The organism is Segatella copri (assembly GCF_019127135.1).
In the GTDB taxonomy this organism is placed as follows: Bacteria; Bacteroidota; Bacteroidia; order Bacteroidales; family Bacteroidaceae; genus Prevotella.
In genome coordinates, this window is sequence record NZ_JAHOEA010000022.1 from 1 (window position 1) to 20,311 (window position 20,311).

The window sequence follows — 20,311 nt, forward strand, 5'->3', positions numbered from 1 at the left end:
TCTGGCTCTAAGGTTGCAAGTTCTGGCTCTAAGGTTGCAAGTTCCGGCTCTAAGGTTGCAAGTTCTGGCTCTAAGGTTGCAAGCTTTGGCTCTAAGGTTGCAAGCTCTCCTATGTCAAATTTGATAAAACAGAGGATGTCTTATTCTGAGCTCAAAGATAAGATATGTTCTTTATGTTCAGATTGGGTAAGTGTCGATGAATTGGCAGAAGAACTTCGTAGGAAAAGAACATATTTGAGAAATAAAATAATTCCTAAGATGCTAGAAGATAATAGTCTGGAAATGCTATTCCCTGGTGTTCCTAACCATCCTAGGCAAAAATATAAAAGTACTGTAAACAAATGAAGATAAAGATAAATCCAAAATACGAAGAGATGAGAAGTTTCATCGAGCGCATCCCGGATGTGTTCGAGCAGGAGGGACGTTGTATCTTTGAAGGACGAAATGTTATCAAGGCTTTTCATGTAAAGTTTGATGGAAAAGAGAAAGAAGTTGTGGTGAAGAGATACAAGCAGCCTAATTTCATTCAGAAGATAGGATATAGCTTCTTCCGCTCTACCAAGGCTTTCCGTGCCTATGAGAATGCCCTTAGGCTGATGGCAGATGGCTTTGCCACTCCCGAAGGCTTTGGATATATTGAAACGAGGGTAAAGGGACTTATTGACTATTGCTACTTTATCTCTGATATTGATAACAGTATGCCTATCAACGATCAGTTGAACTCCCCAGAGGAATTCAACAGGGTGATGGCGGCAGATTATGCGCACTTTGTGAATCGATTGCACCAGAAAGGCATCATCGATATTGACTTGAATGCCGGCAATGTGCTGTATCAGCCTCAGGCTGATGGTCATTATACGTTCTCGCTTATCGATATCAATCGTATGAGGTTTTACTCAGGCTATCCGCCGATGAAGGAATGTGTGGAAAACCTGACGAGGTTTACCGGAAGAATGGATGTCTTCGAGTGTGTGGCACGAGAGTATGTGAAACTGCGGGGAATGGATGAGAAAATATTACAAAAAATAATAGGAGCAAAGAAGATACACGATTGGCGATGGGTACATCGCAAAAGTATCTTGCATTATTTTAAACGTAAAAAGTTAGGTTTATGAAAACAACATTATTGATTACGACTTACAATTGGCCTAAAGCCTTAGAACTCGTGTTGTATAGCGTGTTGCATCAGCATGTTATGCCTGATGAAGTTGTTATTGCTGACGATGGTTCTACCGAAGAGACTAAAAAACTGATAGACCGTTATGCTGAAAAAATGCCAGTACCGGTAATTTGGGTTTGGCAGGAAGATAAGGGATTCAGAAGAACTTCCATTTTGAATAAGGCAATAGCAAAGGCTACGGGTGATTATATCATCCAAGTTGATGGAGATGTTGTTTTGAGTTCTCATTTTGTAGAAGACCATATAGAAATGGCTCAGAAAGGATGTTTCGTCTGTGGAAGTAGAGTGCTGCTGTCTGCCCAGATTTCCAAAAAAATTTTGGATACAAAGGTAGTCAATGTGAATCTTTGGAACATGCCTTTCAGTTATGTAAGCAATAGCTTCCGTTCTCATGTGTTCCGCAGATTGCTGGCTTTTCGCTATGCCCGTAGAATCGACCATCTCAGAGGTTGCAACATGGCTTATTGGAGAGAGGATGCCATCAAGGTAAATGGTTACAATGAGGATTTGCTGGAATGGGGACATGAGGATGCCGAGTTTGCCTATCGCTTGCATTTTGCTGGCGTTCGGAAGAAGGCTCTGAAGATGGGAGGAATCATGTACCATCTTTATCACAAGGAGGCGTCTAAAGCCCAAGAGAACATGCATAAAGATGTTTTGAACCAGGTGAAGAAGGAGCGTTTGGTTCGTTGCACAAATGGTATCGATCAATATTTATAGAGCATAGATATATGGATAAGACAAGTGTAGAACAAGAGCAGGGAAATGGCATCTCGGTGGTTATTAATACCTATAATGCCTCCTGCCATCTTCAGCAGGTGCTGGATACAGTGAAGGGCTTTGACGAGGTGGTTGTCTGCGACATGGAAAGTACCGACGATACCTTGGATATTGCAAAGCGTAATGGTTGCAAGATAGTTGTTTTCCCTAGAGGCAGTTATCAGATTTGTGAACCGGCAAGACAGACAGCCATAGATGCAGCTTCCTGCAAATGGGTACTGGTGGTGGATGCAGATGAACTGGTCACCCCAGCACTGAAACAATATCTTTATTCCCTAATAGGGAAGGAGAATGCTCCATTGGGATTGTATGTGCCACGCAAGAGTCGCTTTATGGGAAGATTCATGCATTGTTTCTATCCCGACTATCAGTTGCGTTTCTTTATCAGGAAGGATACGGTATGGCCTGCTGTCATCCATGCCGACCCTATTATCAAGGGCAGGATAGAAAAGATACCAGCAACCCATGCAGATATGGCTTTGGTTCATCTGGCAGACGACAGCATTGCCAGCAGAATGGGGAAAATCAACCAGTATACAGCTAACGAGATAGAAAAGAAGAAAGATCGCAATTATGGAATGACAGCTTTGTTCTATCGTCCGTTGGTGCGTTTCTTCCGTGCTTATATTCAGAAGGGTGGCTTCCGTGATGGTAAGGAAGGATTTGTATGTGCCTGCTATGAAGGCATCTATCAGTTTGTTGCTGTCAGCAAGATTATAGAAGATCGCTTGAAACATAAAAAAGGTAAGTAGCAGTTTTGGCTACTTACCTTTTTTGTTGTACGCTCGGCATGAGCATTGTCTAACGGGTGAAAGTCCCGAGTAAGCCCTAATAGCGGGAATTACATAGCCAAGAGCAAGGGTGTTCATCGTAAGGTGAAATCTGAAGGAAGCTGGCGGCAAACATCTGACCTAACGAACAGAAACTTCATATAAGGCATTTGACCATGGATAAGATTGCAACACAAATCAAAGTCCCATAGCTATTCGGAATGGTCGGTGTAAATGAAGTAGGTATAAGATGGAAAGACAATGCCCTTATCCGAGGAGGTCTCACGGACGCTTCAAATAGTTGTTTTTACGAAAGAAGCGGAGTAAAGCTTGCCGTGAGAAGTCAGCAGACGCCATAGTAGTGCAATACTCGATAATGTTGCATAAAGGGCAGAACCTATATATTAAACGATAGTAATTGAAACATACCTTATGAAGGAAAGAATGCAGAAAACATTATCCCAAGTTAATGGCTGTCCCCAAAGAGATAGGTCGGAAACCGAATGGTATGGGGGAGTGCAGACCTTTATGTGGATGTGTGAAGACAACATCGTGGAAGTACCATTCGACAAGGAACACCTTTTCGAGCAAATCCTTAGTCCTGCAAATCTCAGCCGAGCCTACAAAGCAGTGATGAGAAACAAGGGCTGTGGTGGTATCGACAAGATGTCATGTGAGCAGCTGCTCCCATGGCTCTTGACCAATAAGGACGTGCTCATCCGTTCCTTGATGGACGGTTCTTACCGTCCGAACCCAGTGAAAAGGGTAGAAATACCCAAAGACAATGGCAAGAAGCGCCTGTTAGGAATACCTACAGTAGTAGACCGTCTGGTGCAACAAGCCATCAACCAAGTACTGACTCCCATCTATGAGAACCAATTCTCCAAGACGAGCTACGGCTTCCGCCCGAGAAAAGGATGCCATGACGCACTGCGAAGAGCGCAAAGGATAATCAACGAAGGCTACATATATGTAGTAGACCTTGACCTTGAACGCTTCTTCGACACGGTGAGTCATAGCAAACTCATAGAAATCCTCAGCCGTACGATAAAAGACGGCAGAGTTGTCAGTCTTATACACAAATATCTCCGAAGTGGTGTAATGAACAAAGGCTTGTTCGAAGCGAGCGAGGAAGGGACTCCCCAAGGAGGACCGCTAAGTCCGTTGTTGAGTAACATCATGCTCAACGAACAGGATAAAGAACTTGAACGCAGAGGGCTTCCCTTTGTACGCTATGCAGATGACTCGATGATATTCTGCAAGTCCAAGAGGGCTGCAATGCGAGTGAAGGAGTCTATAACCCGATTTATAGAGAATACTCTATATCTCAAAGTCAACAAGGAAAAGACCGTAGTGTCGTATGTGCGCGGAGTGAAATACCTCGGCTACTCCTTTTATGTGAAGAAAGGCAAATGCCAACTCACGGTACATCCAAAGTCCAAAGCTAAGATGAAGTCAAGGTTGAAAGAACTGACAAGTCGCAGCAATGGTTGGGGATATGCCAAGAGAAAGCAAAAACTGAAAGAATACATAAGAGGATGGGTTGGTTATTATCATCTTGCCGATATGAAAAGTCTTTTACGTAAAACAGACAAATGGTTAAGACGTAGAATCCGCATGTGTATATGGAAAGCTTGGAAGAAACCCAAGACAAAAGTGGCAAACCTCATTAAATGTGGTATCAATAAATACCAAGCATACGAATGGGGTAATACTCGCAAGGGCTATTGGCGCATAGCTGACAGTCCTGTATTAACGAGGGCGATAAACAACAATAATCTGCGCTCTGCAGGGTATGCTACTTTAATGGATGCGTATCTCGAATGGTATCCAAAATAGGAACCGCCGTATGCCGAACGGCACGTACGGTGGTGTGAGAGGTCGGAAAACGAAAGTAGGAAGAAAACTGCTTCGTTTTCCTCCTACTCGATTAATGAATGGTATTGTTATTTCTGATTTATTTTCCTTCGATAAAGGTCATTCCGCCTGGACCTACTTCATCACGGCAGCGTTTTAACAACTTGGCTGGCGTTTCTTCGCCATCATCGAAAGGTAATGCTACTACCGTTTTCTTGCCATAATAGTTTGCCATACCTCGGTTAATCCAATAACCTGGATAAATAGTGATATCATGGAAGGCATCGGATGGCATCTTTACGGTAAGCGGATTTAATACCAGATGATCTGCCTTGCTTTGCTTTACGGCAATTTCGCGCTGCTGCATTTCTAGATCAAACTTCTGTGCTGTTCCTCTACGCAGCAAGGAGAGTGTTCTGTTGGTAGTAGTTGGCTTTGCTGTGATAGAAAGTACCAACACAAGCCAGTAATATACCGGTAGCCATCTGAAGTATTTATTATATTTCAGTCTGATTGCCTCTGTCAAGTTTACAATAGCAACGCTTATTGGTTCCAGATCAGCCGCTCTGCGCTGAAGAGCACCAGAAAGATAGTAGATATTGAAGCAAATCATCCACAGATGCACATAGAAGTATACATTCTGTGTTCTGTCTGCTCCTTTGGTTCCCATGGCATAGCTGTTTGGAAAAAAGAAGGCGCAATAGAGTAGGAAAGAGATGAGCAGATAAAGCCATGGATGAGAAAACCTAAAGTGGGATGCCTTGGCTAATCTTGCAAGAAAAGGTATGAGAATGGTAAACATGAGTATTTCTGTGATTTTAATGGCATCAGCGAGAAATTCTATGCCCTTTGCTATCGCAATAAAGAAGGCTGAAACCACATTCGGTTGACTGGTGACTGTGGATTGGCGGACAGTATTGCCTGGTGCAAATACACTGAAAGCAAAAGCGCAGGCATAAATGATAAGGATAGAAAGCAAGAAGAAAGGAGTCTTCTTCCTCTCCACCCACATCCATACGATTGCCATAAAGAGAATGGCTGGCATACCCAGACCGGTAACAAAGTTGCCGCCGGCAATGAATATGGCGAGTGCTGCGGAAACCAGCGTGATGATGATTTTCGCTATGATGGATTTTGTAAGATGGAATTCGATGAGTAGGGAGGCAAGAAACAAAGAAATACTATAATATAAGGTATAGTACATCGCTCCGTTATACCAGCAGAATGCATCGTAGAACGACCATACGAACTGTACGGTCATTAATACAAATAGAGTAGAAATGAAAGTGTATTCCAACTTGCTGATATGAAGCAACCTGCGTAATACAGTGTATCCCAATGTATAGGTAGAAAGAATCAGGCTTCCCAATAGAATAATCGGTACAAGCCAGTATTTGCCAAAAATTCCAGGTTGTAATGCCATCAGGAAACATGCCGAATAGGTACCCTGCCATGTCTGGTAGATATGCATGGATTCAGCCCAGGCCGCCTGAATACATGCCCCAAATGAATGGGTGGCAGTCCAAGCCTTGTAGACAGGAGCTCCGAATACATAGTCATCTGCAAACTGATGGAGATAGGGACCTATTGCCACAACAGGGATGATGGATAAGATTAGAATACAAATCGCCAATATCGTATGGCTTTTTAACAATTTCTGATTCATCGTATTATTGTTTTTGCTTATTTTTATATGTATAATAACAGAGAAACTTGTGCTTTCTTGCACTAATAGTTGTTAAATTATATAAATGCCGTTAAGACTAAAAGGAAAAAGCTTTCAAGAAAGGAAATGGACATCATGTAGACGAACCTATATGATGACCATGTCTTTTCTTGCCTCGAAATTGGCGATAGTCTTGACGATTTCTTCTGATATGTCATCGGATACATACGAGAAGTCCTTGCCGGTGCGGATGGCTTTGAGGAAGGAGAGGAGCATATAGCGCAACCCTTCTCCATCCAGCTGGTAGAAGTAGCGCTTGTTGTTCTGCGGATTCTCGTATCTCACCTCGAAGTAATCGGTCTTCCACCATGGGGCTGGTACGTAGATGTATCCCTTGGTGCCCGAGATAATCAATTCGCCTTCCGACTTCACGCCTTGACCAACCTTCAGCGAAGCTACGGCATGAGGATAGAGGAAGGATACCTTGGTAAAGGCATCATAGCGCTTTGCTTCGTCCAAGAAGTGAGTGGCTATCTGTTTGCTGCTGTATTCTGTGCCCAGAAGCTGGAAGATAGGCAGGAGTGCCGTCGGTCCCCAGGCGCAGATACTGTTCCATTCGTAAAGACTCTTCTGTGAATCCTGGGTCGGGTCAAAGTCTACGAGACTGGTGCAGGTTGCATCCACCGACATGATATCACCGATGATACCGCCCTTAGCTAAGAGTAAGAGTCGGTAATAGGCTACGGAATAGGCGGTCTTGATAGAATCCATCAAGACTACCTTCTTATCTTTTGCTATTCCCTTGAGTTCTTTCCATTGCTGAGGCTGAAGAGTGATAGGCGATTCGCACAATACGTGTTTGCCAGCTTCTAATGCCTCCTTTATTTGAGCATAGTGCTTGCTTGGGGCAGAGATAACATAGAGCGCATCGCTTTCATCCAGGAGTTCCTGAAAACTGGCAGCCTGCTTTTCCGCTGCCTGCAGATTCTCTGAGAGATATTGGTCGTTGAGGGAGAAAACCTTTCCTGCCTCCAATCCATTGACATATTGGCTTTCCCGCTCTATCTTGTTGAGGATAGGCGATTCGCCAACCAGTCCGAGGCGAACCACCTGCTGCTCGCTTCTGATCTCCGTGCTCGATACGCCCTGAGTGCGGTCTAGATAAACCACCTTGCAATAGGCGTTGAGATAGTCAAACTTGCCTCTCCAGTCAGAACCTACGGTAAAGATATCTACGTCCAGTCGCTTGATGTCGTCAATCTTCTGTCCCTCGTATTCCTCGATGATGATTTCATCAGCGATGCCAGTGGCACGCACGGCTTCCACTCGTTCCATGAGGGATTGTTGTACATTGATTTTGCCACGCTCACGGTCGAAGGTATCCGAGGTTACGCCCACGATGAGGTAGTCGCCCAAAGCCTTGGCGCGCTCCAGGAGACGGATGTGACCATAATGAAGCAGGTCGTAAGTACCGTATGTGATGACTTTAACCATAAGTTTCTCTATCTTGAAAGTTCTCTATACCTTATTATATATAATATAGCAGCCCCTTTATAGCAGTCCCTTAGCCTGCATATCCTTCAGTGCATCAACGAGAGTGGTGTTGTCTTTTGGACTCAGGTTGCCGAGATGACCTACACGGAATATCTTTTCTGCCATGTCGCCACCATTAGGACATACCCAGATGCCATATTCGTCTTTCAGTTTCAGGAAGATGTCGTAGGCTGAGGCGTTCTGTGGATGCAGAGGAGTAACGGCATTTGACATCGATTGGGAAACGATGGTGAATGGCAGGTCCTTGATCTTGCTTCTGAAATCTTCTGCAAGCATTTTCATGCGCTGGTTCTCGCTCTCCACACCGCCATTGCGCTCTATCTCCTTCAGGCGGGCATGAATCTGCAGTAAGGTTCCTACGGCTGGGGTGAAAGGAGTCTGTCCACGCTCACCATTCTTCAAGGCATCCTTCAGGTCGAAATACATCGACTTAACATTGTTTGCCTCTACTCGCTTGATTGCCTCTGTATCGAGAATGATGACAGAGATGCCTGGAGGACATGCCAGTGCCTTCTGTGAACCCGTAATCATTACGTTCACGCCGAGTTCCTTCATGTTGAATGGGTCCGCGAGGAAAGAACTGATGGAATCTACGGCCAGGAAAATATGGTTGCGATGACAGAAGTCGCTGATCATCTGGATGTCGTAGAGTACGCCGGTAGAAGTCTCATGTAGATTGACGAGGAAGCCGGTGTAGCCTTGTCCCTCGTATGGCTTGAGGTCTTCTGCCGTGAGTGGAGTCCCCATCTCAAGCTTGATTTCTGTATGTGGAATCTCATGAATTTCACAGAGTTGTACGAATCGGTGACCAAAGCTGCCGCCATTCACTACCAGTACTTTGTCGGCAGGAGTGAATACATTCATGACCACGGCTTCCATAGAGGCTGTGCCCGAACCTGTGATAAAAACTGTGCGGGCATCGTCTGATGCCTTGGCAAACTGCTTCATCAATTGTTCGTTCTCCTTCATGATGGCGGAGAACTCTGCTGTTCTGAAATAAGGCACCTGCTCAGCGCCGATGGCTCTAACCTCATCGCTTGCCATCACAGGTCCTACTGTAAAATTAAGCATATCTTTATTCTTTTTTGATTCTTCCAAATGTCTTGATGCTGGTATATTTACGCCAGAGATTCAGCTTTCTGTTCTTTGGTACACCATGGCGACGGAGGTAGTCTTCTGCTCCGTCGAGCATGCGCTGGCATACGTTGCCGTCCAAATATGGATCGTAGTTGTCTACTATCCACTGTCTCTTGGCTATCGCCTCAGGGTCTGTGAGGGCATGGTCGTAGGCGGCAATCAGTTGATCAGGTTCCGTGATGTTTTCCCAGTAGATATCCTTGGATATGGTGCCGAGGGTGATTACTGGGCGAGAGAGCAGCAGGAACTCATAGATGGTAGAAGAGGTATCGCTGATGAGCGTATCTGCCATCAGCTGATATTTGGTTACGTTCTCTCCCTTGTCGATGAAGAGAACATCCTTCTTGGTTGCAGCCCATTCACGGTATTCATCTACCCATTCCTGACGGGTAAGCGGATGGAACTTCATTACTACCAGGGCATTGCGCTCCTTAGCCAACTTGCCCAGCTCTTCCTTGATGTAAGGAAGCGAAGTGAGTTTTGGCGAGAAGGTAGGAGCGTAAAGGATCAAGGTCTCCTTGCCGCTTTCCCTGAGCAGTTTCTCTCGGTCGGCATCATATTTATGCAGGTTTTCCTTGATCCAATCCTGCTTAGGCCATCCCGTTTCCAATACTTCGAAGTCGCCATATTTCTTGGCCAGAGCCTCGAAGTGGGAAGTGAAGTAAGGACCTTGGGTAAAATAGGTGTCAAAGTAACGGCGGATAATCCAGTGGTCTTTCTTCTCTGCGGCATAGCCGTGGAATACCTGTATCTTGACGCCTGGCAGATAGTAAGGCACAATGTTGCCTGGCACATAGATAGCCTCTGGCTGGAAGTCATAGACTTCTTGAATAGAGTTGGTCCATTTCACCTGGTCGGCATATGGAAAACTGTCTATCTTTGGTTTGTGGATATACCACAATATCTCGTGTGGCAAATGTTGCTTTGTCACATGTTCTTGTATCGGATTAAGTATGTCTATGGCATACTTGTTTTCACAGAAAAGAACTATTCTCATGATTCTATAGGAATTACTTTGCCGTTTTTAATTTCATATCGCTTGTCAAACTCCTCCCTGGTTCGCTTCCATCTGTTATGCGTCCATAAATAATAAGGTGGATTCCGGCGGATGGTTTCTTCCAGCATCTTAAAGAAGCGACGGGTAATCTCGTGCTCCGGCAGGGAGTTCGGATTGCGGGTGATAAGCTTGTAGGTTGCCGTGTAGTAGCCGCGCTTAGGGCGGGACATCTCTACATAGAACACGGCATCGTTCATCTTTCTCATGATTCTCTCACCACCCGTAAACACAGGGGTTTCGGGATGGTTGAGGAAAGGAAGCCACAGGTGGATGTTCTCCCACTTGGGACCCTGGTCGCTGATGTAGCCGAAGAGGCTGCGGATGTTCTTGCGTTTGTAGTCTACGAGATATCGGAGGATGTCCTTCTTAGGGATAGGCACTCCGTTTTCTTCGTGAGAGCGGATGCGCTTGAAGAGTTCATCAAAAGCTTTATTGTACAGTGGATGATAGATGAGACCCAGAATGCGGTTTTTGGGCAGTTCGATGCCTACACATGAGAGCCACTCCCAGTTGCAGTAATGACCGAGGATGGCTGCCACATCCTGACCTTCCTGGAAACATTGTTCCACTTCTTCGCTGTTATATACCTTGAATCGGCGGCGAAGTTCCTTATCGCTGATGCTCAAAAGTTTAACCGCCTCGAAGAAGTAATCGCTGAACCAGCGGTAGAATTTCTTCTCGATGTCAACAATCTCTTCTTCTGATTTCTCAGGGAAGGAGGTGGTGAGATTCTTACGCACAATGCCTCTGCGATACTTGATGACGTAATACATCATGAAGTACTCGAAATCGGCGATGCAATAGAGCAGCCTGAAAGGCAGCAGCGATATTGCATAAAACAGCGCATAAACAATCTTTGTCATAAGTCCTATGATTTAACCTTATTATATATAAGCAAGAATGCAACTTAACATTTAACATTCAACACTTAACATTGTTATTACACCTGCTGCATATCATGCAACTTCTTGTAATATCCTTCTTTTTCAATCAGTTCCTCATGAGTACCACGCTCCACAATCCTGCCCTCGTGCAATACGCAGATTTCATCGGCATGCTTGATGGTACTCAGTCGGTGGGCCACAGCCACGGTAGTACGGGTCTTCATCAGCTTCTCCAAGGCATCCTGAACCAGGCGTTCGCTTTCGGTATCAAGAGCTGATGTTGCCTCGTCGAGGATGAGGATAGGAGGGTTCTTGAGGATGGCACGGGCGATGCTCACACGCTGGCGCTGACCGCCAGAGAGTCTGCCGCCACGGTCGCCGATACCAGTATCGAAGCCATGTTCCGACTTGGTGATGAATTCGTAGGCATTGGCAATCTTTGCTGCATTGGCTATTTCCTCATCGGTAGCATCTGTCTTGCCGAAACGGATGTTGTCCTTAAAGCTGGCGTTGAAGAGGATGGCTTCCTGGTTTACATTACCTATCAGCTGTCGGAGATCGTGTACGCAGAGGTCCTTCACGTTGATGCCGTCGATGAGCACTTCGCCCTCCTGTACATCGTAGTAACGAGGAATCAGGTCGAGCATCGTACTCTTTCCGCTACCGCTCTGCCCCACCAGTGCGATGGTCTTTCCCTTAGGAATCACCAGGTTGATATCCTTCAGCACGTAAACCAGTTCACCGTTCTGATAGTCGGTATAGGCGAAGGAAACGTGGCGGAACTCTATCTGATGTTCGAAGCTGCTGATATGCTCTGGGGTCTCCTTGTCCTTGATTTCCACCTCAGCCTGCAGAATCTTGTCGATACGCTCCATACTTGCCAATCCCTTTGGGATATTGTAACTCGCCTTGGAGAATTCCTTCAGCGGGTTGATGATGCTGTAGAGCATCACGAGGTAGAAGATGATGGTAGGACCATCGATTCTGCCGTAATCCAGAACCAGGATGCCGCCAAACCACAATACCACTACGATGAGGATGGTTCCCAGGAACTCACTCATCGGGTGTGCCATCTGCTGGCGGATATTTACACGCATGATGTTGTCGCGGTAGCTGCTGTTAACCTGATTGAAACGCTTGTTCATCTTTTCTTCAGCACAGAACGCCTTGATGATGCGCAAGCCGCCCAGCGTTTCTTCTACCATACTCATCGTATCGCTCCAAAGTGCCTGTGCCTCGATACTGTGTGCCTTCAGTTTCTTGCCCACTACTCCCATGAACCAGCCGAAAGGTGGTACAAAGAGAATGGTGAAGAGGGTGAGCTGCCAACTGATGCAGATCAGCGTAACGAAATAGAAAAGGATCAGGATAGGGTTCTTGAAGAGCATGTCGAGCGACGACATGATGCTGTTCTCCACTTCCTGCACATCACCGCTCATGCGGGCAATGATATCTCCCTTGCGCTCCTCGCTGAAGAAACCGAGCGAGAGGCTGTTTATCTTCTGGTAAATCTGGTTGCGGATGTCTCTTACGATACCTGTACGGATAGGTATGATGGTGGCTGACGAGAGGAAATAGGCTCCCGTCTTGAGGAATGTCATGAAGGCTAGGAATAGGCCGATGACCAAAAGGGCTGTTGATGCACTATGGACAACAATAAACTCCTGAATATAATAATACAGGTTATTGGTTGCAACCTCCTTGATGCTACCCCAATCTCCATTCCAGTGCATATACTCGTTGACACGGATACCACCGTCTACTTGGAACAGGATTTGCAGGATTGGTATCAAGGCTGCAAACGAAAAGATGTTCAATACCGCAGACAGGATATTGAACAGGATTGACAGTCCCAGATACTTCTTGTATGGAGGGACGAATCGGCGTAAAATTTGCAAGAATTCCTTCATAGGTGCAAATATAGTGCTTTTTAAGAAAACCGCCAAACTTTTGGCGGTTTTTCTTGTTTATATTCTGTTTTTTCTTTCAGAAGAGTCTTTTTATTCAGAAAAAGCTGTTCTGAAGAGTTTGGGTTTACTCCTTTACTTCTTCTCCGAAGAGAGTAGCAGAGGTAGAACCGGTGATGCGAACCTTCACGAACTCTCCGATGTGGTGGTTGCCCTTATCGATGACAACCGCCTTGTTCTGTTCTGTTCGGCCCATCATCTGCTCGCGGCTACGCTTGCTGAAGTTCTCGATGAGGATGGTGAATACCTTGCCTTCATCCTTCTTGTTCTGCTCGGCACTCACCTCGGTCTGCAACTTGATAAGTTCGTTGAGGCGGGCTATCTTGGTTTCCTCAGAAACGTTGTCTGGCAGATGCTTGGCGGCATAGGTGCCCGGGCGCTCTGAATACTTGAACATGAAGGCGCTGTCGAAGCCTACTTCCTTCACCAGCGAGAGGGTTTCCTGATGGTCTTCCTCGGTCTCGTCGTGATAACCCACGAAGATGTCGGTGGTGATGCCGCAGCCTGGGATGATACGCTTGATGTCGGCGATGCGCTGCAGATACTCCTCACGGGTGTATTTGCGGTTCATCAGCTTCAAAATCTTGTTGCTTCCGCTCTGTGCAGGGAAGTGGATGTGTTTGCAGAGGTTTGGCTCTTCGGCGATGGCGTGGAGGATGTCCTCGGTCATATCCTCTGGGTTAGAGGTGGTGAAGCGTACACGCATATCCGGTACAGCCTGGGCTACCATGTGAAGGAGTTCGGCAAAAGAAAGACTGCCTTCCTCGCGTTTGCCCGATGGCGAGAGACCATAACTGTTTACATTCTGCCCAAGCAGGGTAACTTCCTTGAAGCCACGCTGCTGCAAATCGCGAACCTCACGCAGGATGCTCTCTGCATCACGGCTGCGTTCACGTCCACGGGTATAAGGCACGATGCAGTAGTGGCAGAAGTTGTTGCAACCACGCATGATGCTTACAAAACCGCTCACTCTGTTTCCACCGATACGCTGAGGTACGATGTCGCGGTAAGTCTCGGTCTTAGAAAGTTCAATGTTGATGGCGTTGGTACCCATCTCGCACTGCGCAATCATATCCGGCAGGTTGAGATAGCTGTCTGGTCCACAGACCAGGTTGGCATAATGGTTCTGGACGAGGTCATCCTTCACGCGCTCTGCCATACAGCCCAAAACGCCGAGAATCACCTTTCTTCCCTTCTTCTGCTCTGCATGCAGGGTGTCGAGGCGATGATAAATCTTGTTCTCTGCATTCTCGCGGATACTGCAGGTGTTCAGGAAGATGGCATCAGCCTCTTCTTCTTTCTCACAAATTTCGTAGCCAGCCATCTGCATCACAGAGGCAACTACCTCACTGTCTGCCACGTTCATCTGGCAGCCATAAGTCTCAATAAATAGTTTCTTCATTGTTCTAGATGAATTCTATTCGTTTATAATGTTATTGTAATTAAAATATGTATTTATCTGAATCTCAGTCGCGAAGAAAGAGTATGATGCTCTATCATTCCCTTCGATACTGCCATCAATGCAAAATAGATGACGACGGCAGAGATGAGGCCGGCGATGGCATCGATGAGATAATGCGCCTGAATATATACGGTAGCCAGACACAGGAAGATGTAGAATGGCAGCATCACGTATAGCATTTTTCTGTTGCCGGCATGCCAGACCAGGAGCATGCAGATGGTGCTCACGCCCACATGCGAACTTGGGAAAGCGGCAGTAGGACGCTCGCCGGCGTTCTTGGCATCCTCTACAAGCTGGTAGAAGATTCCATCGGTGTAACCCGGTGTTGGCAGGCAGTTGGTATGGGTATTGAAATAATCACCCAAAGCTGGGAAGATGCCTTTGGTTATTTCTGATATTCCTACTGCATCAAAGTAGAAGGTCGGGCCCACTACCGGTACATAGATGTAGATGAGATAGTAGATAAAGAAACTGGCGAGCATGACGAATGCTGCTCTTTCAGCCTCATAATATCTGCAGAAGAAATAATAGAATGTAACCAATGCAATCATCGGATAATACATAAAGTAGCCCATCGACATCAGTTCGCTTACTACAGCCCAAGGCAGGGCTTTGGCAAAGAGCAGGGCGGGCTGACATCCGAAAAGATCCTGCTCCCAACCTGCAAAGATATGGTCGAGGTTTGGGAACATGCGATTGATTTCGTAGGTGTCGGGATACCACCAGGCAAGCAAAGCCATCTGGGCAATGATGCGCACCATCTTGGTGATGCGGCAAGGTATCATGCGGTATACTGCCCAAAGAGCTATGGTCATGACGAGCACTCTCAGTCGTCCCCAGAGCATAGCTTCCGGGTTTACGAGTTTGGTGTAGGTAAAGAGCATGGTGATAATGGTGATTGCCATATATCCCAGCATGACCCATTCCAGTGTCATCAGTCCCTTCTTCGGGTTCTTGTCTATCTTGAAATAATCTTTTATCACGCTTCTTATTAGTTTATAATTTACAGCCATCCGTTATCCTTGTACCACTTGATGGCGAGCTTCACACCTCTTTCCAGTGGATAATGAGGATGATAGCCCAGTTCATCCATGGCTGGCTCAATATCACATCGCCAGTTGCGCTGTTTCAGAATGTTGTACTTATCATTGTTCAGGGCCGACATCTTGCCCGTCATCTTTCCGATATATTCACCGAAGAAGGTTACGATGCGCAACACCCAGACAGGTGCCTTGATGCGTAGCATCCAAGGATTGCCTAACTCCTTTTTTATCAGGTCGCTGAAGGCAGCTGACTGATATACTTCTCCATCGCTGAGGAAGTATTTTCTGCCGTTCATTCCATGATCCAGAGCCAGGAATACAGCCTGTACCACGTCCTGTACATATACAAAGGTGATGTCCTGGCGCTTGAATCCTACAGCAAAGTCAACATGTTGCTTGATGCTCTGCGCCATGAGAAAATAATCTTTCTCCCTGGGACCGTAAACTCCTGTAGGGCGGAGGATGATATAAGGAAAGTTGTTGCCGATGCTGTCCAGATAGCGTTCTGCCTCCAGCTTACTCTTTCCGTATGCTGTATTTGGCTTAGGAGTATCATGTTCTGAGATTTCCTGATAAGGCTGCTCTTCGCGGATGGCTCCAAAAATGCTGAGCGAACTGACAAAGACAAATCGCCTGATAGGCATCTGGAGGCGCAGAAGGACGTTCACCAGATGCTTGGTTCCCTCTGTGTTTACCTTATAAAAGTCCTCTGCATGCAGGCACTTCGTTGCGCCGGCTGCATGCACTATATAGTCGAACTCGTGCGGGGCGAGTTCTTTCTCCAACTCTTCCTCTGAAGAAAGATTGAGATTGATAAAATGGATGCGCTCGTCTTGCAGATACTTTCTGGAACTGGTAGGGCGTACTGCCGCCCAGGTTTCCATGCCCTGTCTTAAGGCCTCTTCCACGATGTAGCTGCCGATAAAGCCCGACGCACCCGTTACTAGAATCTTCATTAATTATTTATAAAATTGCAATTTCGGCTGCAAAATTACAACAAAAAATCGAGTTATCCTCTATGTTATGCCAAAATTCTTTCTTTTTCTTTGTGAAATCACTTTTTTATGCTATCTTTGCAGTTATGAATCAAGTTTCGGGTTTTATATTTCCTCCTGTTGGAGACGTTTCGGAATCTTATACAGAAATCTCCGAACTCTCTTCTAGCGGTTTCAATATCCTGCTCCGTGCCAAGCGCAATGGGCAGTGGTGGATATTGAAGGCGTTAGCTCCCGATGTATGTCATGATTCAACCTACTTGCAGCTTCAGCAGAAAGAGTATGATATTCTGGCTCGCCTGGACCATCCGGGCATTGTAAAGGTAGAAGGTTTGGAAGAAGTTGAGGGCTATGGCAGATGTATCGTGATGGAATGGGTAGATGGAATGACGCTTGATGAATGGCTCGCCCATGAACATTCCTGCGCAGAGCGGAGCCAGATAGTCCGTCAGCTCTTGCTGGTGATGGAATATGTGCATGACCAGCAGATTGTGCATCGCGACTTAAAGCCTTCTAATATTATGGTAGCCCGGAATGGGGGAACCATCAAACTGATAGATTTCGGTTTGTCTGATGCCGACAGTTATGCTATTCTGAAAAGTCCAGCCGGTACAGATGGATACATTTCTCCTGAGCAGCAGAAGGATAGCACACCCGATGTGCGCAATGATATCTACAGTTTAGGTGTTATTCTGAAAGAGATGCACCTCGGACTGTCTTACCGCTGGGCGGCTAAGCATTGTCTCCGTCCTCTGGAGCAGCGCTATCCGAATGTTCATGCTTTGCGCATGCATATACAGTCGTATCAGCATCGTCTGATAACCATGGTTTGTATCTTCGTCTTCCTGGTGTTGGGAGCTTCGGGTGTTGCTATATATAATAAGGTGACAAAACCTGCCGAACTATACGATGTGGTTGCTCATTTTACGATAGGTAATCTGGAGTATAAATCGTGGGGTGGAGGACTGGTAACCGTATGTGCTGCCAACGAGAGAGATTCGGTTATAGAGATACCGCTCATGGTTAATTATCAGGGCATGAATTATCGTGTGGATGAGATTGAAGACAGTGCCTTTGCCGCACATCCTCTGCTCCGGCGGGTGATGCTGCCTGACAACCCGGATCTTCATGTAATGAAGCATATTTGTGATGACAGTCCGCAGCTGAAGAGCATCTCTTTCCGCTGTAAAACGCCACCTGCTCTAGGCAATGATATCTGGAAGGTGAAGATGTCCGATGTCTTTAAGTCCGCTTGCTTTGAGTATGTTGTGCTCTATGTGCCGGAAGGTAGTGCTGCGACTTACCGGCAGTCGGCATGGGGACGTTTCAAGAATATCAAGGAATATGAATCTTGATGTCGGACTCCTGTTGATGCACAGGCAGATAAAAATGGTCTGTGCGGTCAGGAAACGAACATATATTAACCGTTAATATAGAAATAGTATGGTTGAAGATTATAGAAAAGAAGATTTTGAAAGACTCAAGTCTGAAGTCGAGACTCTTGTTGGACGAAAGATAGCTTCTCCTAAGGACTTCGCCTTCCTAATGCGCCAGATACACGGCTATACCCAGGAGACTATTTCGGTGAGCACGCTGAAACGTATGTGGGGGTATGTGAATAGCAATACCAAGCATAGCAAGTTTAATCTCGATTTGCTGTCTCGTATGGTAGGTTATGCTGGCTGGGATGCTTTTGTGCAGGGGCAGGATTCTGTAGCCTCCAGCCGGTTCTTTATGAAAAGCAAACTGATAGCCAATGCGCTGGATGTGGGCGAGCTAGTGAGATTGACCTGGCAGCCAGGACGTGTAGTTACTATCAGATATAAGGGAAATGATTCTTTCGAAGTGGTGGAGGTGCAGAATAGCAAACTCTCAGTAAATGATACTTTTACATGTCATCAGTTTGTGGCAGAAGAACCGCTTTATCTTTCTAATTTGAATCATCCTGGTGTTCCTCCGTGCAACTATGTGGCTGGACAGAACGGAGGTATTAAGTGGAACATTATTGACAAGTAGAAGGATTGATAAATATAAGATAGCCAACGAAACTGTTGTCAAAAGAAATAGGGCATGAAGTTCACAATTCTGAACTTCATGCCCTATTAACTTTTAACTATAAACTATTTGTTAACTCTCCCTAAGCTTCATGCTGTCTTACACCCATGCGGGCCTCTACTACGTTTACTACGTAGTCGCCGAGCTTCTCGCATTCCTGGATGATATCCATATACATGGTACCGATGGCGTAGGTATAGAGATGGTTGTTTACATCGTTGATGTTCTGGCTCTTCAACTGATTGCGATAGTTGTTGATTTCGTTCTCGATGTTGAAAGAGAGGTTGGCATCGTTGTCTCCCTTATGACCTACGAGGGTGATGTTCATCTGGGTAAGGGCATTGTCGGTAAGCTCCATCATCTGATGCATGTGCTCATACTGTGAAGTGATGAAGTCTTCCTTGCCCTTGAAACGGCGGTTCAGCGTGCGGGCGATGTTGAAGCAGCTGTCACCGATACTCTCTATCTCAGAAATCTCACGGAGCATGGCGCGGATTTTTGCCTTGGTCTCGTCAGAAAGATGAGAATCGCTCACCTGGTCGAGATACTTGGCAATCTCTATCTCCATGTTGTCAGAGATGCCCTCGTATTTCTCGATGCGGCTATAGAGTTTTACAAACTTTTCTTCATTGGTCTCGCCAAGAAGCGTCTTCACCATGCCGAACATGCGCTGGATGCGCTCGGCAAAACAATGGATTTCCTTCTGTGCCTCCAAGACAGAGATTTCCGGTGTCTTCATGATACCGCTCTGGATAAAGCGCAGGCGGAAGTCGTCCTCATCGGTATTCTTCTTAGGACGGATAATCTTGCATACCAGCTTCTCTATCTGTGGAATGAACCAAACCAGGATAAAGGTATTGGCGAGGTTGAAGGTGGTATGGAAGGCGGCAAGCACAAAGGATAGCTTGGTTGCATTGGCTACGAAATGAGGATCAGTCTTCTCCATGGCATCGTCGAAACCTACCCAGCCGCAAACCAGATGGATGAACGGGTGGAATATGCAGAGTATCCAAAGCACACCGAAGATGTTGAATACCATGTGCGCCATCGCCGCTCTCCGGGCCTGGGTATTGGCGGTGAGCGCTGCCACGTTGGAGGTTACGGTTGTACCAATATTCTCACCCATCACAAGCGCAATGCCCTGATAGATTGGCAATACACCGGTAGAGCAGAGAATCATCGTAATCGCCATGACGGCTGCCGAACTCTGTACGCACATAGTGAGTATACTACCGATAATCAGGAAGGTGATGGTAGTTTGGAAACTGTGAGGGTCGAAACTTGCGAAGAATTCAAGAACTGGCTGATTATGAGCCAGATCCATGTCGATACCGGTTTGGCGTAAAGTACCCAAACCGAGGAACATAAAGGATATACCGAAGATGAAGTCGCCGATAATCTTGCGCTTCTTGCTGTAAATCAGGATGATGGCGATGAAGAACGCCGGCCATACAAAATCTGTGATGTTAAACGAGAAACCGGCACTCATGATCCATGCGGTGAGCGTGGTTCCGATGTTGGCGCCCATGATAACGGAGATAGCCTGGGCTAGGGTAAGGAGACCTGCATTGACGAATGATACGGTCATCACCGTCGTGGCTGTAGAAGACTGCACCGCTGCGGTGATGAGCGTACCCGAGAGGATGCCCGTCAAACGATTGGTGGTCATGGTTCCTAACACATGGCGGAGCTGTGGTCCTGCCATCTTCTGCAAACTGTCGCTCATGGACTTCATACCGAACATCAGTAGGGCGAGTGCTCCAATAAGCTTAAAAAATATCCAAATCGACATATAATAACTTAATTAATGTTGTCAAATACATCAAGTTTCCGAATTTCTTCGTAACTTTACACTCTGTAGGCGTCTCTCTTCTAAAAAGAGTAAGCCGATGCTCAAAAAGCAC

The 20,311-nt window shown here is 46.2% G+C and carries 16 protein-coding genes and 1 pseudogene; 7 read left to right on the forward strand and 10 right to left on the reverse strand.

Going from position 1 to position 20,311, the window contains the following annotated elements:
• From KSW37_RS07460 to ltrA, 5 genes and pseudogenes are all read left to right on the forward strand, one after another.
• Positions 1-345, forward strand: a pseudogene (locus tag KSW37_RS07460) (RNA-binding domain-containing protein); the annotation flags it as partial.
• A complete protein-coding gene (locus tag KSW37_RS07465; RefSeq protein ID WP_217313867.1) occupies positions 342-1,115 on the forward strand; it encodes a lipopolysaccharide kinase InaA family protein in 774 nt (257 codons plus the stop codon). The pseudogene KSW37_RS07460 and the gene KSW37_RS07465, both read left to right, overlap by 4 nt.
• Positions 1,112-1,900, forward strand: a complete 789-nt coding sequence (locus tag KSW37_RS07470; protein ID WP_117693245.1) for a glycosyltransferase family 2 protein — start codon at positions 1,112-1,114, stop codon at positions 1,898-1,900. Before KSW37_RS07465 ends, KSW37_RS07470 begins: the two co-directional genes overlap by 4 nt.
• Before the next feature lie 11 nt (positions 1,901-1,911).
• The gene (locus tag KSW37_RS07475) at positions 1,912-2,712 is read left to right on the forward strand and encodes a glycosyltransferase family 2 protein (RefSeq protein ID WP_217313868.1); all 801 of its coding nucleotides are present in this window, start codon (positions 1,912-1,914) and stop codon (positions 2,710-2,712) included.
• A gap of 450 nt (positions 2,713-3,162) precedes the next feature.
• Positions 3,163-4,569, forward strand: a complete 1,407-nt coding sequence (gene ltrA, locus KSW37_RS07480; protein WP_217313869.1) for a group II intron reverse transcriptase/maturase — start codon at positions 3,163-3,165, stop codon at positions 4,567-4,569.
• 118 nt (positions 4,570-4,687) lie between these two features.
• Here the strand turns inward: ltrA and KSW37_RS07485 are convergent, their stop codons facing one another.
• The 9 genes from KSW37_RS07485 to KSW37_RS07525 form a co-directional block, all read right to left on the reverse strand.
• Positions 4,688-6,253, reverse strand: a complete 1,566-nt coding sequence (locus tag KSW37_RS07485; protein WP_217313870.1) for a DUF6056 family protein — start codon at positions 6,251-6,253, stop codon at positions 4,688-4,690.
• Between the two features lie 147 nt (positions 6,254-6,400).
• Positions 6,401-7,747 (reverse strand): adenylyltransferase/cytidyltransferase family protein, encoded by a 1,347-nt coding sequence (locus KSW37_RS07490; RefSeq protein WP_217313871.1) that lies wholly within the window; start codon positions 7,745-7,747, stop codon positions 6,401-6,403.
• 57 nt (positions 7,748-7,804) lie between these two features.
• Positions 7,805-8,878, reverse strand: coding sequence for a pyridoxal-phosphate-dependent aminotransferase family protein (locus KSW37_RS07495; RefSeq protein WP_117728787.1), 1,074 nt, complete (start codon positions 8,876-8,878; stop codon positions 7,805-7,807).
• Positions 8,879-8,882: 4 nt separating this feature from the next.
• Positions 8,883-9,941, reverse strand: coding sequence for a CDP-glycerol glycerophosphotransferase family protein (locus KSW37_RS07500; RefSeq protein WP_217313872.1), 1,059 nt, complete (start codon positions 9,939-9,941; stop codon positions 8,883-8,885).
• Positions 9,938-10,864, reverse strand: coding sequence for a lysophospholipid acyltransferase family protein (locus tag KSW37_RS07505; protein ID WP_217313873.1), 927 nt, complete (start codon positions 10,862-10,864; stop codon positions 9,938-9,940). Before KSW37_RS07505 ends, KSW37_RS07500 begins: the two co-directional genes overlap by 4 nt.
• 77 nt (positions 10,865-10,941) lie before the next feature.
• Positions 10,942-12,795, reverse strand: a complete 1,854-nt coding sequence (locus KSW37_RS07510; protein ID WP_217313874.1) for an ABC transporter ATP-binding protein — start codon at positions 12,793-12,795, stop codon at positions 10,942-10,944.
• 124 nt (positions 12,796-12,919) lie between these two features.
• A complete protein-coding gene (gene miaB, locus KSW37_RS07515) occupies positions 12,920-14,254 on the reverse strand; it encodes a tRNA (N6-isopentenyl adenosine(37)-C2)-methylthiotransferase MiaB (protein ID WP_217313875.1) in 1,335 nt (444 codons plus the stop codon).
• A 53-nt stretch (positions 14,255-14,307) separates the two neighbouring features.
• Positions 14,308-15,327, reverse strand: coding sequence for a phosphatase PAP2 family protein (locus KSW37_RS07520; RefSeq protein ID WP_217313876.1), 1,020 nt, complete (start codon positions 15,325-15,327; stop codon positions 14,308-14,310).
• Positions 15,318-16,313, reverse strand: a complete 996-nt coding sequence (locus KSW37_RS07525; protein WP_217313877.1) for an NAD-dependent epimerase/dehydratase family protein — start codon at positions 16,311-16,313, stop codon at positions 15,318-15,320. Before KSW37_RS07525 ends, KSW37_RS07520 begins: the two co-directional genes overlap by 10 nt.
• Before the next feature lie 125 nt (positions 16,314-16,438).
• Between KSW37_RS07525 and KSW37_RS07530 the strand changes: the two genes are divergently transcribed.
• Together KSW37_RS07530 and KSW37_RS07535 are read left to right on the forward strand one after the other, a co-directional pair.
• Positions 16,439-17,707: a serine/threonine protein kinase gene (locus tag KSW37_RS07530; protein WP_217313878.1), complete on the forward strand. Its 1,269-nt coding sequence runs from the start codon at positions 16,439-16,441 to the stop codon at positions 17,705-17,707.
• A gap of 88 nt (positions 17,708-17,795) precedes the next feature.
• Positions 17,796-18,368: a hypothetical protein gene (locus tag KSW37_RS07535; protein ID WP_217313879.1), complete on the forward strand. Its 573-nt coding sequence runs from the start codon at positions 17,796-17,798 to the stop codon at positions 18,366-18,368.
• 121 nt (positions 18,369-18,489) lie between these two features.
• Here the strand turns inward: KSW37_RS07535 and KSW37_RS07540 are convergent, their stop codons facing one another.
• Complete coding sequence (locus KSW37_RS07540) at positions 18,490-20,199, reverse strand: Na/Pi cotransporter family protein (protein WP_022121509.1); 1,710 nt, start codon at positions 20,197-20,199, stop codon at positions 18,490-18,492.
• Positions 20,200-20,311: the final 112 nt, after the last annotated feature.

Bases quoted from the DNA above. Each gene is read 5' to 3' on its own strand.
- KSW37_RS07510 (WP_217313874.1), bottom strand. From the start codon at position 12,795: ATGAAGGAATTCTTGCAAATTTTACGCCGATTCGTCCCTCCATACAAG.
- KSW37_RS07525 (WP_217313877.1), bottom strand. From the start codon at position 16,313: ATGAAGATTCTAGTAACGGGTGCGTCGGGCTTTATCGGCAGCTACATC.
- KSW37_RS07535 (WP_217313879.1), top strand. From the start codon at position 17,796: ATGGTTGAAGATTATAGAAAAGAAGATTTTGAAAGACTCAAGTCTGAA.
- KSW37_RS07505 (WP_217313873.1), bottom strand. From the start codon at position 10,864: ATGACAAAGATTGTTTATGCGCTGTTTTATGCAATATCGCTGCTGCCT.
- KSW37_RS07470 (WP_117693245.1), top strand. From the start codon at position 1,112: ATGAAAACAACATTATTGATTACGACTTACAATTGGCCTAAAGCCTTA.
- KSW37_RS07490 (WP_217313871.1), bottom strand. From the start codon at position 7,747: ATGGTTAAAGTCATCACATACGGTACTTACGACCTGCTTCATTATGGT.
- KSW37_RS07465 (WP_217313867.1), top strand. From the start codon at position 342: ATGAAGATAAAGATAAATCCAAAATACGAAGAGATGAGAAGTTTCATC.
- KSW37_RS07475 (WP_217313868.1), top strand. From the start codon at position 1,912: ATGGATAAGACAAGTGTAGAACAAGAGCAGGGAAATGGCATCTCGGTG.
- KSW37_RS07520 (WP_217313876.1), bottom strand. From the start codon at position 15,327: ATGGCTGTAAATTATAAACTAATAAGAAGCGTGATAAAAGATTATTTC.
- KSW37_RS07530 (WP_217313878.1), top strand. From the start codon at position 16,439: ATGAATCAAGTTTCGGGTTTTATATTTCCTCCTGTTGGAGACGTTTCG.
- KSW37_RS07495 (WP_117728787.1), bottom strand. From the start codon at position 8,878: ATGCTTAATTTTACAGTAGGACCTGTGATGGCAAGCGATGAGGTTAGA.
- miaB (WP_217313875.1), bottom strand. From the start codon at position 14,254: ATGAAGAAACTATTTATTGAGACTTATGGCTGCCAGATGAACGTGGCA.
- KSW37_RS07500 (WP_217313872.1), bottom strand. From the start codon at position 9,941: ATGAGAATAGTTCTTTTCTGTGAAAACAAGTATGCCATAGACATACTT.
- ltrA (WP_217313869.1), top strand. From the start codon at position 3,163: ATGAAGGAAAGAATGCAGAAAACATTATCCCAAGTTAATGGCTGTCCC.
- KSW37_RS07485 (WP_217313870.1), bottom strand. From the start codon at position 6,253: ATGAATCAGAAATTGTTAAAAAGCCATACGATATTGGCGATTTGTATT.
- KSW37_RS07540 (WP_022121509.1), bottom strand. From the start codon at position 20,199: ATGTCGATTTGGATATTTTTTAAGCTTATTGGAGCACTCGCCCTACTG.